This is a genomic window from Mesorhizobium loti R88b, from assembly GCF_013170845.1.
Taxonomy (GTDB): Bacteria; Pseudomonadota; Alphaproteobacteria; order Rhizobiales; family Rhizobiaceae; genus Mesorhizobium; species Mesorhizobium loti_B.
The window spans coordinates 1,741,966-1,757,120 of the sequence record NZ_CP033367.1; the positions used below are offsets into that span (position 1 = coordinate 1,741,966).

Sequence of the window (15,155 nt, forward strand, 5' to 3'; positions counted from 1 at the left end):
GCTAAGCTCGGACATCGGGACACATATCGACTGCGGGTCCCGATTACAAATAGCGGTGATCTTACTGTACCGTCTGGACGGTCTTGTCAATTGGGCCTAAGCTTGCTTGGGGAGGCGCCATGAGAGCCCAACGACCGAACTCGCGCGAGAAAATCCTCGCCGCGGCGGCTGATGTTGCCCGGGAATCCGGGCCCGGCAGCCTGTCGCTCGAAGCGGTGGCCAGCCGCGCCGGCGTATCGAAGGGCGGGCTGCTCTACAATTTCCCGACCAAGGCCAAATTGATGCAGGGGCTGGTCGAAGGCTATCTGCGCGATTTCGAGCAGGCGCTTGAATCCGCCAACAGCAACGACAACGGCAAAAATCCACTCGCCGTCTATATCAGCCTGTCGGCCGAGGACTGCGAGGAAAAGCAACCATCGGCATCCTGGATCTTTTCGGCCATCGCCGAGGATCCGGATTTCATGACGCCGATCAAGACATTCAAGCGGCAGCTTTTCGAACGGCTGAAGGGCGAGACACCAGACCTCAAATCGCTGCTGGTCTGCTATCTCGCAATCGAGGGGTTGCGCAGCATGAACCTGTTCGATGCGGATGTGCTGTCGAAGGACGAACGCGAGCTGCTGGTGGCGTCGTTGCTGGACATCGCCGGATCACCAAATGCCGCCGCTGCCCAAGGGAAACGATCCTGACAGGCTTTCAGCCGGCAAAAGCCTTGCCCGTGTCAGGGTCAAAGAGCCGCACCGCATCTTCGCTGAAGGTGAAGATACCAGCCTGACCTTTCGAAACACGAGACCCCGGCGGCAAGCAGGCCGTCAGCCGCTGCGCTCCTATCCGTGCGGTCGTGACCAGTTCGGGGCCAGTCAGCTCGACGACTTCTATCTCCACGGGCAGCGATGGCACGGTTGCGTCGGCTGCCACACGGAGCGCTTCGGGCCTTATCCCGACCACGACCCGTGCGTCGTCACCGACCATATCGCGGAAGCGGGCGGGCAAGGGCAGCCGCGCGTCGGCGCCCTCGATTGCCAGCGTCGCGCCCTCGACTTTCGCCTGCAGCATGTTCATCGACGGCGCGCCGACGAAGCCCGCGACATAGAGTGTGGCTGGATGGTTGTAGATTTCTTCGGGCGTGCCGAGCTGCTCGATCCTGCCGTCGCGCATGACGGCGATGCGCGATGCCAGGGTCATGGCTTCGATCTGGTCGTGAGTGACATAGACGACGGTCGTCTGCAGCATCTGGTGCAGCCGTTTCAGCTCCGTGCGCATCTCCAGGCGCAGCTTGGCGTCGAGATTGGACAGCGGCTCATCGAAGAGGAAGACCTGCGGCTTGCGCACCAGCGCCCTGCCGATGGCGACTCGCTGGCGCTGGCCGCCGGAAAGCTGGCTCGGCTTGCGGTCGAGCAGAGCCTCGATCTGCAGCAGTCTTGCCGCTTCGTTCACCGCCTTTTCGCGCGCCTCGGCGGCAACGCCGCGCATCTCCAGTCCGAAGCCGATGTTGCGGCGCACGGTCAGGTTCGGATAGAGCGCGTAGGACTGGAAGACCATGGCGATGTCGCGGTTCTTGGGGTGGACGCCAAGGATCGAGCGGCCGCCGATCAGCACATCGCCGCTTGTCGCTTCGGCCAGGCCCGCGATGATGTTGAGAAGCGTCGATTTTCCGCAACCCGACGAGCCGAGCAGCACCAGGAACTCGCCGTCCTGCAGCGCAATGTCGATGCCTTTCAGCGTTTCGACACTGCCGTAGCTCTTGCGGACGCCGCGGATTTCAAGCGCGCTCATGCATGGATTCCTTGAACTGCATCGGCCCGCCATAGTTGCGGGGCAGGCTGGAAATGGCGCGCGAGGCGACATGCGTCGCGGCGGAAAGGCAAGCGGACAGCGGCTGTTCCTGCGCCAATGCGGCGAGGAAGGCAGCGTTGAAGACGTCGCCGGCGCCGATCGTGTCGACCACGCGGACGTCGGGCGCGACGGCTTCGACAAGCGTGCCGTCCGGGCCGATGGCGATGGCGCCTCGCGGTCCGCGCTTGACGACGAAGGTGGCGCCTTGCCGCATGCTGGAGCGGATTTCGCGCGCGGCGTCGATGGTGCTCGACAGCCCCGCCAGCGTCACCGTCTCAACCTCGTTGAACAGCGCCAGCGCGCAGCGCGAGAGCCACGCCCGTGTTGCGGCGCAATTGGCCTCCGTCCAGCCATCGATCGGCCAGCCTGTGTCGAGCGCGACGGCAATGTGGTGGGTGTCGGCCCAGTTGAAGAAGGCCTCATAGTCGCGGGTGAGATCATCAGTCAGGAAAGAACCGCACAGCAGTGCGTAACCGCCGGAGAGCGCGCTGCCGTCGAGAACCGACAAGACGTCGGCGAGGCTGAAGCGCGGCAGGTGCCCGCGCGTGGTGAAGAAGGTGCGTTCGCCGTCCGGGTGGGTCATGCCCACGGACAGTGTCGTGCCTTCGGGGCGGACCGGCCACGTCTCGGCGCGATGGCCAAAAGCCTCGCGAAGCCAGTGTCCGAACTGGTCGTCGCCGACATTGGCGGCAATGGTGAAGTCGACGCCCAGCGCTTGCCATGCGAGCGCGCTGTTGCCGGCCTGGCCGCCGACGCGCAGTTCGTCATGGTCGACGACGGTTTCCGTGCCTGCCTTCGGCCATGGCGCGACCGGGCCGACAATCAGGTCGACATTGACATTGCCGATCACCGCGAGCGGACGCATCACTCGCTCCTGGTGATCTTGGTCGAGCGCACAGGCGTGCCGGCATTGTCGACGCGGCTGTCGGCGAACGCGATCATCAGGCGCTGCGCGACCGGCAGCATGGCGAAGATGGCGGCTAGGCCCGAGGCAGGCTTGAACGATAGCGTGACGGCACCGGCGACGGGCGATTGCCCTGACGCGTCGAAGATGATGAGCGGTGCGCCGGCCTCGACCACGGAGGTGGCCATGACTGTCACCAGTTCCGCTGTCGGGTCGTTGCCGCGAAACAGGATGACGCCAATGTGGGGGCCGAGCATCTCCATCGGCCCATGCCGCAACTGGCCGCCTTCGAGCGAAAAGCACGGCAGCCGCGACAGTTCGGTGAGGCCGAGCGCCAGGGCCTCGGCGACGCCTTGCAGCCGGCGGCCGGAGGTGACGATACTCGTGACCTTATCCAGCGCCGCGAGCGCTTGCGCGATATCGTTATCCTGTGGCTGATCCAGTGCGCCGAGCGCGGCATTCGGGTCTTCGCCAAGGGCTGCCAGAATGGCCAGATGCAAGGCGAAGGTCACGGTCAGGCTGCGGGTGGCGGCGAAGGCCAGTTCGGTGCCGCCAGCGCCGACCAGGCAGGGCACGGTGCGCGCGAGGAAAGAACCGCCTTCGAGCGTCAGGCCGAAAACATCGGTAGTGCTGCCGGCCTCCGCAAACCACCTGACGACCTCGGCGCTCTCGCCTGATTGGGAGGTGACGAGCACAGTCTTGTTCGCGAGCGGCAGTGGCTGGCCGAGTTGTTCGGACAGCGGCAGCGCCAGCGCATCGATGCCGAGCGCGCGGTAGAGCGGCTCGACGGCGCGCCCGACCGCATGCGAGCCGCCCATGCCGAGCAGAAGCAGACGACCGGTCATCCTGATCGAGGCGGCGACGTTTGCCGCCATGGCAGCGTTGTTCTCGAACGAGGCACGCGCATCCGCATGCTGGCGCTCCATTTCGCGGTCGATGGCGACCAGTCCGGCCGGCCGGGATTTTGCTGCAGTCATCATCATCCTTTCACACCGCCACTGGTCAGGCCGGAAATCAGCGCGCGTTGCATGACCAGGCCGATCAGCACTGGCGGCAAAGCGGCCAGGACGCCGGCGGTGGCGATCAGTCCATAGTCGGAAACACGACCGCCGGCCAAATCGGCGATGGCGACGGTCAAGGTCTTGGCGCGCTGGTCGGAGGTGAACAGCAGCGCATAGAAGAATTCGTCCCAGGCGAGCAGCACGGCAAACAGCGCCGACGTCGCCATCACAGGTGCCGCCAGCGGCAGCGTGATGATGCGCAAGGTCTGGAACAGGCCGGCGCCGTCGATCATCGCCGCCGCCTCGATTTCGCGTGGGATCGAGTCGAAGCCGGATTTCATCAGCCAGGTGGTGAAGGGCGCCAGGATGGTCAGGTAGACCAGGGCCAGGCCGAAGACATTGTTGAGCAGGCCGAGATGAGAAAGACCCATATAGAGCGGCACGGCGAGCGCCACCGGCGGCAGCATATAGGTGGCGATGACCATCGAGAGCGACCAGCCGATCGCCGGCGTGCGCGAGACCGCCCAGCCGGCGGGGATGGCGAGCGCCAGTGCCGCCAACGTTGCCATGCCTGCGATCTCGAGGCTGTTGCGCAGCGACGAGGTGAAGGCGGCGCCGGCGCTGTTTTCAGCCGTCGACAGCAATGTCTGGTAGCGAGAGAAATCGGCGGCCTGCGGCCACCAGCGCAGCGGCTTGGCGGCAAGGTCGGCGGCCGGCGAAATGCTCATGATGAACAGCCAGGCGATCGGCGCCAGGATGACGGCGGCGAGCAGAAGCGCGCAGGCATAGATGAAGATTGTGAAGGCGGGGCTCTGGCGTTCCATCAGGTGGCGCTCCCGGCGGTCTTCCTGACCAGCGCCGCATAGGCGACGGCGAGCACCGTGACCAGCAAGGTGACGATCAGCGCCAGCGATGCGCCGGAGCCGGCGCGCTGGAAGGAGAAAGCCTCCTGGTAGACGAGGATCGACAGCGAGCGGGTGCTGTTGGCAGGGCCGCCGCGGGTCATCACCCAGATGATGTCGAAGACCTTGAAGGCCTCAATGGTGCGCAGCACCAGCGCCACCATCAGCGGGCCGGCAAGATAGGGCAGGATGACGAAGCGGAAGCGGTTGAAGGCTCCCGCACCATCGACCAGCGAGGCGGCAGTGATGTCGCGCGGCACTGCCTGGAGGGCAGCGAGCGCAATCAGCGCCACCAGCGGAAAATTCTTCCAGCAGTCGGCGACGATCAGCGCCGCCAGCGCCGTGCCGGGTTCGCCGAGCCAGGAGCGATAATCGTCGACGAGATGCAACTGCGTCAAGGCAGCGTTCAGCGCGCCATATTCGGGATTGTAGATCAGCCGCCACAGCGTCGCGTTGACCACCGTCGGCAACGCCCAGGGCAGGATCATTAGGGCGCGCAGGACGGCGCGGCCATGGAATTGCTGGTTAAGCAGCAAGGCGGCGAGCACGCCGATCACCATCTCGGCGGCAACCGAAATCACCGCGAACAGCGTCGTGGTAACCAGCGTACGTGAAAAATTCGAGCTTGAGAGCATGTTGGTGTAGTTGGCGAAGCCGACGAAATCGCCGCCGGTGCCGACCAGCTTGGCGTCGGTGAAGGAAAGACTGACCGTATCGACCAGCGGCCAGCCGATGACGGCGACCATGACCACGAGCAGCGGCAGCATCAGCAACCACGCGCGGGTCGTCATCCAGGTGCTCGACATCAGAGCAGCCTCTCTTCATTCATGGTGATTTCAGACATAGCACGGGCGGCAAGCTCAAAAAGCGCTACAGCGTCCTTTGCCCGTCCAAATGGACGGGCGGCGCTGTAGTGCCGCCCGTAACTGGAGAAAGATGCTCAGAGGCCGCTGTTCTTGGCGGCCGTGTTCAAGGCATCCTCGGGTGAAGACTGGCCAAGCAGCGATTCCTGGATCGCCTGCTGCAGCGCGGTCGACAGCTCCTGGTATTTCGGCGTGGTCGGACGCGGATACATGGCGGCAAGGCCAAGCTTGGCGGCGGCGATCAGCTCTTCCTGGCCCTTGGTGACCGCCGGGTCGTCATAGGACGAAGCCCAGATCGGCAGCGACAGCTTGGCATACTGGTTCTGCGTCGCCTGCGAGGTCATGAAGGTGATGTACTTCCAGGCCTCGTCCGGATGCTTGGAGACGGCGGTGACGCCGAGGCCCATCGAGCCGTTGACGGCCGACACGTCGCTGATGCCGGTGACGCCCGGTGCCGGCACGACGCCGACCTTGCCCACGACCTTCGAGTCCTTCGGATCGTTGGCCATGTTGTACATGTAGGTCCAGTTCAGCGCGAAGGCGGCGTCGCCGTTTTCAAAGACCTTGCGCACGTCCTCTTCCAGGAACTCCTTGGAATTCGGGTTGGTGAGGCCGGACTTGTAGCTGTCGACCATGTATTTCAGCGCCGAGAGGCCGCCGCCATTCTGGAAATCGGGCTTGCCGTCCTTGAGGAAGTCGCCGCCATAGGCGCTGACCAGCGTGGTGTAGTCGCAGATCGCGGCTTCGGCCTGCGACCAGCTCCAGGCGATCGGCGTCTTCAAGAGGCCCTTGTCCTGGATGATCTTGGCCTGTGCGCCGAGCTCTTCCCAGGTCTTCGGCGGCGTCTTGATGCCGGCCTTTTCCAGGATATCCTTGTTGTAGAACAGGTATTTGGTGTCGAGGATCCAGGGCATGCCGTAATATTTGCCGTCATACTGGACCGTGGTCCAGGCGCCAGGCAGCACGCCCTTCTTCATGTCGTCGGTGATCTTCGGCGTGACATCGACCAGCACCTTGTTGGTGGCGTATTCGGCCGGCCAGATAACGTCGAACAGCACGACGTCGTAGCCGCCGCCCGAGCCTTGCGCGAGCACGGTCTTGTCGTGCAGGCCTTCATAGGGGACGAATTCGAGATTGACCTTGACGTCCGGGTTGGCCTTGGTGAAGGCATCCGTCATGGCGCGCACGTCCGCCTCGCTATAAGCGGCCTGCGCCATGAATAGCGCGTTCAGTGTCGTTTCGGCGAAGGCGTGGGGGACGAGCAGTCCTCCTGCGAAGACCGCGCCGACCAGTGTCTTGGTGATTGTCTTAAGCATTTTACTTCTCCCATTTCAGGCGTTGACGGGCTGGCGATACGGATATGTCGCATCGTCTTCCCGGATCCATGTCGCGTGACCTGATGGTTACCCGGCTGACCAGTGGCGTCAGGCCGAGGGCCTTTGCCATCTTTTTTTGGGCGTCCGGTTCGCATTAAGTCAACTCGCTTGACTTAATTAGTCGATCAATATTCTAATGGAGTCAAGAGGGGAAACGCCGGTGGACGACATCAGCCCGATCCGCGCCAAAAGCGGCACCAATCAGGAAGGCACGAGCGCGCACAACCGCCGGGTCATGATCGAGGCGCTGCGCCTCAACGGCGCCCTGTCGCGCGCCGATCTGGCGCGGGCCACGCAGCTCACCAAGCAGGCCGTGTCCAACATCATCGAGGATCTCGAAAGCGACGGCCTGGTCGTTGCGCTCGATACGGTGCGCAAGGGCAGGGGGCAGCCGTCGACCCCCTACCGGCTGGTGCCCGAAGGTGCCTTCGCCATCGGCCTGCATATCGACCGCCACCTGACGCGCGCGGTCGCCGTCGACCTGATGGGCAGCGTGCTTGCGCGGGCCGAGGCGAACCTGCCTTTCGATGAGCCGTCGAAGGGCGTCGAGATCATCCTCGCGCTGATCGCTGGTGTCCGCCGCGACCTGGCCGGCATTTCGGCCCAGTCGGAAAAACGGCTGGTCGGTCTCGGCGTCGCCATGCCCGGCCCATTCGGTCTGAAGGATTCCGACGACAAATGGATGATGCCGGCCTGGCAGAAATTTCCGCTGCTGGAGACGCTGGCCAAAGGAACGGGACTGAATGTCGGCCTGCAGAACGATGCCGCCGCCTGCGCAACAGCGGAGCGTATCGTCGGCGCGGCGCATGGCGTCGATCACGCGGTCTGCCTCTATGTCGGCTATGGCATCGGCGCCGGTCTGATCCTCAATGGCGAGCTCTACAGCGGCGGCCATGGCAATGCCGGTGAAATCGGCATGGCGCTGCTGGTACCGGCCGGTCCTGGCTCGACACCGCTCGAGCATCGCGCGTCGCTGGCTTCGCTCTACCAGCATCTCGATCTCAATCCGGCAGACAGCGATATCTACCAGCAGATGAACGCCCTCGTGCTGGCCGAGAACCCCGGGATGATGGCCTGGATCGACGGGGCAGCCCATGATCTGCGCTGGAGCGTGCATCTCATCGAAACGATCTTCGATCCGCAGACCGTCATCCTGACCAGCGGTGCGCCGGAGACGCTGGCGCGCCGGCTGGTCGAGGCGATGCATCCGCTGCTGCCGTCGATCGCCGACCGGCCGGGACGAACCCTGCCGCGCCTGCAGCTCGGCACCACCGACCCCTGGTCGATCGCGCTTGGCGCTGCGGCGGCGCCGATCAGCCGTGCCTTCGATCCGCTGTTCTCGGCGATCCTGAAGACAAGCTCCGGCTCGGTGTAGGCTCGTCACGAGCCCAAAGCGCATCGCGTCGAAACGGATTCAGGCGACGCGTTTTGGGCCTTTGTTCCTACGCATGCCTTCTCCCCGAAGCCGAGGTCACTTTTGGGTAAGATGCAATCATGTATCAAAGCCGGCTGTCGGCGTCACACAGGGTTCATCGTCCGGACATAGCGTCTTTCCCAGTTCTTTGCTGCAATGCAATAGGAGTGGGACATGGTGGACATAGTTTCTAGTGAGGCGGGGATTCCGAGACCGGAGCATCCGCTGGATAGTTCGGCCAGCGCGAAGTGGTTCCTGCCGGCCTTTGGTGTGCTCGTGCTGGTCGGCGTCGTCTATGTCGGCTACGCGCTGAGCCGGGATCTGGCGGTGGCCAAGGCCGTGCCGTGGATCCTGCTCGGCATCGCCTTGCTGATCGCGCTCGGCTTCGAATTCGTCAACGGTTTCCACGACACCGCCAATGCGGTGGCGACGGTTATCTACACGCGCTCCCTGCCGGCCGAGTTCGCGGTCATGTGGTCCGGTGCCTTCAACTTCCTCGGGGTTCTCACCTCGAGCGGTGCGGTGGCCTTCGGCATCCTGTCGCTGCTGCCGGTCGAACTGATCCTGCAGGTAGGCTCCTCCTCCGGCTTCGCCATGGTGTTCGCGTTGCTGGTCGCGGCAATCCTATGGAACCTCGGCACCTGGTTCCTCGGCCTGCCGGCCTCAAGCTCGCACACCATGGTCGGCTCGATCATCGGCGTCGGCCTCGCCAACCAGTTCATGGCCCCTGCCGGCAGCGCCACCAGCGGCGTCGACTGGTCGCAGGCGACCAATGTTGGCGTGACCTTGCTGGTGTCGCCGATCATCGGCTTCTTCGCGGCGGCAATCCTGCTCTATGTGATGAAGCTGCTGGTCCGCAATCCGGCGCTCTACGAGGCACCGAAGGGCAATGCCCCGCCGCCCTGGTGGATCCGCGCGCTGCTGATCTTCACCTGCACCGGCGTCAGCTTCGCGCATGGCTCCAACGACGGACAGAAAGGCATGGGCCTGATCATGCTGATCCTGATCGGTGTCGTGCCGACGGCCTATGCGCTGAACCGTACGCCCGACATCAACTATCTCGAAGCTTACAAGTCGGCTTCCGTCGGCGTCGAGACCGCGTTGGGCAAATACGTCAAGCCCGGTGTCACCATTGCCGATGCCAAGGCCGCAAAGGCGGCCGTCCAGGATGCCGTGCGCACCCGGAGCTGGAACGACCAGACGACTGTTGCGCTGCAGACCTACATCCACAACACGACTGCTGAGCTGGTGCCCTATGCATCGGTCGACAACGTGCCGACCGATCTGGTCAGCAACGCCCGCAATGACATCTATCTGATCGGCGAGGCGCTCAAGCTGATCGACAAGAAGCAGTTGCTGCCGATGCAGGCCGACGATCTCAAGGCGGTCACCGACTATCACAAGGCCGTCGACAACGCGACGAAGTTCATTCCGATCTGGGTGAAGGTCGCGGTTGCGCTGGCGCTAGGCCTTGGCACCATGGTCGGCTGGAAACGCATCGTCGTGACCGTCGGCGAGAAGATCGGCAAGAGCCACCTGACTTATGGCCAGGGCGCCGCCGCCGAACTCGTCGCGATGGTCACCATCGGCATGGCCGACCGGCTCGGTCTGCCGGTGTCGACTACCCATGTGTTGTCATCGGGTGTCGCCGGAACGATGGCCGCGAACGGCTCGGGCCTGCAATGGGCGACGGTGCGCAACCTGCTGCTGGCCTGGGTGCTGACCCTGCCGTGCTCGATCACGCTTGCCTTCGTGCTGTTCATCATCTTCCGCCAGGTGTTCTGAGCGGAGCGTATGGCTTCCAAACAAAAGGCAGCGCCGGTCACCGGCGCTGCCTTTTTCTTTGAGGGAGCGCTGTGTTCAAGCGGGGGATTTCGAGGGAGGTATTCGCGTTTGTATTGACGCGAAACACGCCTGCGAGGTTGGCGTGAAACGCCTCTAACGCTTCGTCATCCTGGGACGAAGCAAGGAGCGCAGCGACGCAGCGCAGACCCCAGGATCCATGCCGGGACTCTTGAGCGTTGCCACGGTGCAGAATTCTGCTCGGCTGCACTCCACGGCTAAGGCCACGGAATGGATCCCAGGGTCTCCGCGACGGAGCTTCGCTCCTGCTTCGCCCAGGGATGACGAAGTTTGGAGGCGCCGGCCAATCTCAACCGTTGGCGATACCGGTTCAAACGAATCCCGACCAACAAAGTTTGAACCGTCGAGAATAACCCGCCTGACCTTAAGTCGGATCCTCACGATGCAGATCGTGGATGGCAACGCCATCGACATTGGTCGGCATCGTCAGCCACTTGCGGTGGCGCAAGGTGCGCTGCGTATCTTCCAGGCCGGTCTCCCAATGCTCACGCATCGAGGTGCCGGAGAATTCATAGTCCTTGGCGTGACCCTCGTAGCCTTTGTGCTGGTAGATGAGGTGGACGATGTTGACGATGCCGGCGTCGGAATAGTCCGCGATCAAAGCTTCTTCGGCGGGCGTCAGCTGGTCCTTGGGCACACGTTTCAACGCATCGAGCAGGCGCATCTTCAGGCCATGGATGCGTTTGAAATTGTCGGTGTTCTGGCGGGTGCGGCTGGAATACATGATGTCCTTGTGGCGCGACAGCACGTCCGGCATGCTGCGCGGCAGCACACCGCGGGCGCTGAACAGGTCGACCTGGAACACCAGCGACGAACGGTCTTCCTCCTGGTCGAGCAGGTATTGCAGCGGGGTGTTGGAAACGATGCCGCCGTCCCAATAGTACTCGCCTTCAATGCGGACCGACGGGAAGGCCGGCGGCAGCGCGCCGCTGGCCATGATGTGCTCCGGTCCGATGCGCACCTTCTCGGTATCGAAATAGACGAAGTTGCCGGTGCGGACGTTGACCGCGCCGACGCTCAGCCGCTTCTTGCCGTCGTTGAGCACATCGAAATCGATCAGGCTCTCCAGCGTGTCCTTCAACTCAGCTGTGTCGTAGAAGCTGGTCGCACCCTCGGCGCCCTGCGGCTCGAACCAAGGATTGGGGTTGCGCGGCTTGAAGAAGCCGGGCTGGCCCATGGTCATCGTCATCCAGGATGAGGTGCGGTTGCGAATGTCGCGGTAGATGTCGCCTTCAGGCGTGTAGGACCAGATCTTGCGGCCCGAGATGGTCTGCCAGAATTGTTCGAGTCGCTGCAGGCGGCGGCTCGGCTCATTGCCGGCGATGATCGAGGCATTGATGGCGCCGATCGACACGCCGGACAGCCAGCTCGGCTCGCAGCCGGCGTCGGCCAGTGCCTGGTAGACGCCCGCCTGATAGGCGCCGAGCGCGCCGCCACCCTGGAACACCAAAGCGATGCGGTCATACTGCGCCGAGATCTCCTCGATCGTGGCCGCGGCTTCCTTGTTACGATTGCGTTCAAGCACGAATTTTCTCCGGCTGGGTTGTGCTGGTTGCGAACCGGCTGTGATCACTAAGATAGTCGTGCATGACCTCGCCCAACCCAAGCGTCAGATCGGCCTTGAAGTGGACGGCGGAGACGATGTCGAGCACCGGCAGTTTCGCCACGTCGGCCATGACGTGGGGCCTGAGATCGAGTGCCGCCGGCGCCGTCCAGGCTTCCTTCAGCGTGATGTCGGTGAGGTAGTAGCGCACCAGCTCGCAGATACGCGGCGTGCCGTCCACATGCGGGATGATCTTGATGAGGAAATTGGGAGCGGCGAGCGCCGCGAGCACGGAATCATGATCGGCCTCCCGGTGCTTGTAGCCCATCGTGCCGGTGGCGCAGAGAACGCTGCCATAGTGCAGAGTGCCGACGATCACCTCGCCTTCATGGACGATCTTTGGATTGGCCAGCTTCTTGGGAAAGCCCCACAATTCGCGGCCGCCGGCAATCGGTGCGTCGTCGTCGAGATACATCGAATGGACATAGCCGCCATGCTGGCCCTTGTACTTCACCGGGATGACCTGGCCGGTCTCGGTGTAGTCGCCGAAGCCTGTCGAGTCCGGCATGCGGATGAATTCGTATTTGACCAGCGGCTCGTCGATTTCCAGCGGCGCCGGCACCACAGCTTCGAGCGCCTCGCGTGTCGTGCGGTAGGTGATGATGATGTATTCGCGGTCGAAGAAACGGTAGGGGCCGGGCGGGAAGGACGGATTGGTCAGCGGCATCGCATAGGCGCGCTTCACGACTTCGGCGATTTCCATGCTGCACCCCCAAGGTTCTTCAGACGGATTTTCAATCAGGAATAAGAGCGCGAATGCGCAACCAATTATGTTGCACGGCACCATGACAGTGCCGTGTCAGCCTGAAGACCATAGTTTCGAACCGGTCGCGGGCCATGCCGGCGGCGCTGTCGTCCGGCTGTAATCGCATCGACACATGGCTCTGTCATTGTCATGTTGCGACGCACAATTATATCCTCCCATTCCCTTCCACCTCTCGCGAGATCATCATGGGTTCCCTGTCTTCGAAGAATGCCCTCGTCACCGGCTCGACCAGCGGTATCGGCCTGGCCATCGCCCGCGCCTTTGCCGCCGAAGGGGCCAATGTCACCATCAACGGCCTTGGCGATCCTGCCGCCATCGAGCAGGAGCGCTCGGGTATCGAGAAGGATTTCGGCGTCAAGTGCCGTTACTCCGACGCCAACATGATGGACGGCGCGGCGGTGAGCGCCATGGTCCATGACGCCGAGGCGGCGTTCGGCAGCCTCGACATCCTGGTCAACAATGCCGGCATCCAGCATGTCGCGCCGATCGAGGACTTCCCTGACGACAAGTGGGAAGCCATCATCCGCATCAATCTCCTGGCGGCCTTCTATGCCATCAAGGCGGTGGTGCCCGGCATGAAAAGCCGCAAATGGGGTCGCATCATCAACACGGCTTCCGCGCATGCGCTGGTCGCCTCGCCGTTCAAGTCGGCCTATGTCTCGGCCAAGCACGGCATTGCCGGCCTGACCAAGACAGTGGCACTGGAAACCGCGCAGGACGGCATCACCGTCAACGCGATCGCGCCGGGCTATGTCTGGACGCCGCTGGTCGAAAAGCAGATCCCCGACACGATGAAGGCGCGCGGCATGACCGAGGAACAGGTCAAGCACGACGTGCTCTTGGCTGCACAGCCGACGAAGGAATTCGTCACTGTCGAGGAACTTGCCGCGCTGACGCTGTTCCTGTGCTCGGATTCGGCCAGGCAGATCACCGGCACGACCTTACCGATGGATGGCGGCTGGACGGCACAGTAAGGCGGCCCCTGGCTCTGTTGTCGCGATTGCAGCCGGACGCGACAGCTTCGGGATGGCGGCGATCAACTCACGGGTATAGGCCTGCTGCGGCCGGTCAAGAACGTCTTCCGTGTTGCCATACTCAACCAGCTTGCCGTGCTGCATGACCGCAACGTGTTCGCAGAGATAACGCACCACGCCCAGATCGTGGGAAATCAGGATCAGCGTCAGCGACAATTCGCGGCGCAGCCGCGCAAAGAGGTCGAGCACCTGGGCCTGGATGGTGACGTCCAGAGCCGAGGTGACTTCATCGGCGATCAAGATCTCTGGTTCCAGCGCCAGGGCTCTGGCGATGCCGACGCGTTGCCGCTGGCCGCCGGAAAGTTGCGTGGTGCGGCGGTCCAACAGCTGACGCGGCAATTCCACTTTTTCCATGAGGTCGCGGATGCGTGCCGGAATTTCCGCCTGCGGGCAGATACTCTGTTGCCGCAGCGGTTCGGCCAGAGTCTGCGCAACCGTAAAGGCTGGATTGAGAGACATGAACGGGTCCTGGAACACCATCTGCAGTTTGCGGACCTGCTCGGGCCGGCGCCTTGCGAGCGCGCGATCGAGCGCTTGGCCGTCCACCTCGATCTCCCCTTGTTGCGGCTGCACCAGGCCGGCAAGGGCCCGGGCGATGGTGCTCTTGCCGGACCCGGACTCGCCGACAATCCCCAGCGCCCCGCCGCGACGCAGCGCCAACGAAACATTGTCGACCGCGCGCACGATCTGCGGCGGCTTGCGCGCCGCCCAGGCCGCAAGGCTCTGCCCCGGATAGAAGTTCACGCACAGGTTCTTCACCAGGAGATGCGGTTCCGCCGCCACGGGACAGGCGTGCGTGGTTGGCGTCATCAGCGAGGGTTGGGAGGCAATCAGGCGCTTCGTGTATTCATGGGCGGGTTCGCGCAGGATCTGATCGACCGATCCGATCTCCAGCACGGCACCGTCCTTCATGACGACGACGCGGTCGCACATTTCCGCGATCACGCCAAGGTCGTGAGAGACCAGGATGATCGACAGCTTGCGTTCGCGCCGGATGCCGCGGAGCAGGTCGAGTATCTGAGCTTGCACCGTGACATCAAGCGCCGTCGTCGGCTCGTCGGCAATCAGCAGTTTCGGTTCGCAGGCAAGGGCCGCCGCGATCATCACCCGCTGGCGCATGCCACCCGACAGCTCATGTGGATAGGCGCCCGCCCGCCTGGCCGCGTCCTTGATATGCATGTCTTCCAACAGCCCGATCGCGCGCGCGTTTGCCTGCCGCCAAGATATGCCCTGATGGACCACCATCGCCTCGCCAACCTGGCGCCCAACCGTCATGATCGGATCAAGATGCGTTGACGGATTCTGGAAGATCATCGCCGCTTGCCCGCCACGCAGCTGCCCCAGTTCGACATCCGTCATGGCGAGGACATCGCTGTTCCCGAACATGATCCGGCCCGACTTTACGAGTGCGTTGCCGGCAATCAGGTTGAGGATGGCCCTGCAGGCCACCGTCTTGCCCGAGCCGGATTCACCGACGATGCCAAGGACCTCGCCTTCCCTGAGTGAAAAACTGACGCCGCGCAGGGCATGGACGTCGCCAAAATTGGTGGCAAAGTCGATGGTGACGTTCTCGACGCTGACGAGGTCGCTCAT

Annotated in this window: 13 protein-coding genes; 4 read left to right on the forward strand and 9 right to left on the reverse strand. The window is 63.4% G+C overall.

Annotated elements, in window-relative coordinates:
- Positions 1–119 precede the first annotated feature (119 nt).
- On the forward strand, positions 120–689 hold the full coding sequence (locus EB235_RS08565; RefSeq protein WP_027031398.1) for a TetR/AcrR family transcriptional regulator: 570 nt from the start codon (positions 120–122) through the stop codon (positions 687–689).
- A gap of 7 nt (positions 690–696) precedes the next feature.
- On the opposite strand, the gene EB235_RS08570 is transcribed toward EB235_RS08565, so the two are convergent.
- The 6 genes from EB235_RS08570 to EB235_RS08595 all read right to left on the reverse strand — a co-directional run bounded on the left by EB235_RS08570 (position 697) and on the right by EB235_RS08595 (position 6,822).
- Positions 697–1,776 carry an ABC transporter ATP-binding protein gene (locus tag EB235_RS08570; RefSeq protein ID WP_027031397.1) on the reverse strand — a complete coding sequence of 360 codons (1,080 nt, stop codon included), beginning with the start codon at positions 1,774–1,776 and terminating at the stop codon, positions 697–699.
- A complete protein-coding gene (locus EB235_RS08575; RefSeq protein WP_027031396.1) occupies positions 1,763–2,701 on the reverse strand; it encodes a PfkB family carbohydrate kinase in 939 nt (312 codons plus the stop codon). The genes EB235_RS08570 and EB235_RS08575 overlap by 14 nt, the downstream gene beginning before the upstream one ends.
- Positions 2,701–3,723 carry an SIS domain-containing protein gene (locus EB235_RS08580; RefSeq protein WP_027031395.1) on the reverse strand — a complete coding sequence of 341 codons (1,023 nt, stop codon included), beginning with the start codon at positions 3,721–3,723 and terminating at the stop codon, positions 2,701–2,703. The genes EB235_RS08575 and EB235_RS08580 overlap by 1 nt, the downstream gene beginning before the upstream one ends.
- The gene (locus EB235_RS08585; protein ID WP_027031394.1) at positions 3,720–4,565 is read right to left on the reverse strand and encodes a carbohydrate ABC transporter permease; all 846 of its coding nucleotides are present in this window, start codon (positions 4,563–4,565) and stop codon (positions 3,720–3,722) included. The genes EB235_RS08580 and EB235_RS08585 overlap by 4 nt, the downstream gene beginning before the upstream one ends.
- A complete protein-coding gene (locus EB235_RS08590) occupies positions 4,565–5,449 on the reverse strand; it encodes a carbohydrate ABC transporter permease (RefSeq protein WP_027031393.1) in 885 nt (294 codons plus the stop codon). The genes EB235_RS08585 and EB235_RS08590 overlap by 1 nt, the downstream gene beginning before the upstream one ends.
- A gap of 134 nt (positions 5,450–5,583) precedes the next feature.
- Complete coding sequence (locus tag EB235_RS08595; RefSeq protein ID WP_027031392.1) at positions 5,584–6,822, reverse strand: extracellular solute-binding protein; 1,239 nt, start codon at positions 6,820–6,822, stop codon at positions 5,584–5,586.
- A 220-nt stretch (positions 6,823–7,042) separates the two neighbouring features.
- Here EB235_RS08595 and EB235_RS08600 point away from each other — a divergent pair, with 220 nt between their 5' ends.
- The gene (locus EB235_RS08600) at positions 7,043–8,257 is read left to right on the forward strand and encodes an ROK family transcriptional regulator (RefSeq protein WP_027031391.1); all 1,215 of its coding nucleotides are present in this window, start codon (positions 7,043–7,045) and stop codon (positions 8,255–8,257) included.
- 213 nt (positions 8,258–8,470) lie between these two features.
- Positions 8,471–10,081, forward strand: coding sequence for an inorganic phosphate transporter (locus EB235_RS08605; protein WP_027031390.1), 1,611 nt, complete (start codon positions 8,471–8,473; stop codon positions 10,079–10,081).
- A gap of 442 nt (positions 10,082–10,523) precedes the next feature.
- On the opposite strand, the gene EB235_RS08610 is transcribed toward EB235_RS08605, so the two are convergent.
- Complete coding sequence (locus EB235_RS08610; protein ID WP_027031389.1) at positions 10,524–11,684, reverse strand: patatin-like phospholipase family protein; 1,161 nt, start codon at positions 11,682–11,684, stop codon at positions 10,524–10,526.
- Positions 11,677–12,465: an acetoacetate decarboxylase gene (locus EB235_RS08615; RefSeq protein WP_032925591.1), complete on the reverse strand. Its 789-nt coding sequence runs from the start codon at positions 12,463–12,465 to the stop codon at positions 11,677–11,679. The genes EB235_RS08610 and EB235_RS08615 overlap by 8 nt, the downstream gene beginning before the upstream one ends.
- Positions 12,466–12,713: 248 nt before the next feature.
- On the opposite strand from EB235_RS08615, the gene EB235_RS08620 reads away from it, so the two are divergent.
- Positions 12,714–13,502: a 3-hydroxybutyrate dehydrogenase gene (locus EB235_RS08620; RefSeq protein ID WP_027031387.1), complete on the forward strand. Its 789-nt coding sequence runs from the start codon at positions 12,714–12,716 to the stop codon at positions 13,500–13,502.
- Here the strand turns inward: EB235_RS08620 and EB235_RS08625 are convergent.
- Positions 13,470–15,155, reverse strand: a complete 1,686-nt coding sequence (locus EB235_RS08625) for a dipeptide ABC transporter ATP-binding protein (RefSeq protein WP_080680837.1) — start codon at positions 15,153–15,155, stop codon at positions 13,470–13,472. The two genes, EB235_RS08620 and EB235_RS08625, sit on opposite strands and share 33 nt — an antisense overlap.

Coding starts and splice junctions, on each gene's coding strand:
- EB235_RS08620 (WP_027031387.1), top strand. CDS start 12,714: ATGGGTTCCCTGTCTTCGAAGAATGCCCTCGTCACCGGCTCGACCAGC.
- EB235_RS08575 (WP_027031396.1), bottom strand. CDS start 2,701: ATGCGTCCGCTCGCGGTGATCGGCAATGTCAATGTCGACCTGATTGTC.
- EB235_RS08625 (WP_080680837.1), bottom strand. CDS start 15,155: ATGAGCGACCTCGTCAGCGTCGAGAACGTCACCATCGACTTTGCCACC.
- EB235_RS08595 (WP_027031392.1), bottom strand. CDS start 6,822: ATGCTTAAGACAATCACCAAGACACTGGTCGGCGCGGTCTTCGCAGGA.
- EB235_RS08570 (WP_027031397.1), bottom strand. CDS start 1,776: ATGAGCGCGCTTGAAATCCGCGGCGTCCGCAAGAGCTACGGCAGTGTC.
- EB235_RS08590 (WP_027031393.1), bottom strand. CDS start 5,449: ATGTCGAGCACCTGGATGACGACCCGCGCGTGGTTGCTGATGCTGCCG.
- EB235_RS08605 (WP_027031390.1), top strand. CDS start 8,471: ATGGTGGACATAGTTTCTAGTGAGGCGGGGATTCCGAGACCGGAGCAT.
- EB235_RS08580 (WP_027031395.1), bottom strand. CDS start 3,723: ATGATGATGACTGCAGCAAAATCCCGGCCGGCCGGACTGGTCGCCATC.
- EB235_RS08615 (WP_032925591.1), bottom strand. CDS start 12,465: ATGGAAATCGCCGAAGTCGTGAAGCGCGCCTATGCGATGCCGCTGACC.
- EB235_RS08565 (WP_027031398.1), top strand. CDS start 120: ATGAGAGCCCAACGACCGAACTCGCGCGAGAAAATCCTCGCCGCGGCG.
- EB235_RS08585 (WP_027031394.1), bottom strand. CDS start 4,565: ATGGAACGCCAGAGCCCCGCCTTCACAATCTTCATCTATGCCTGCGCG.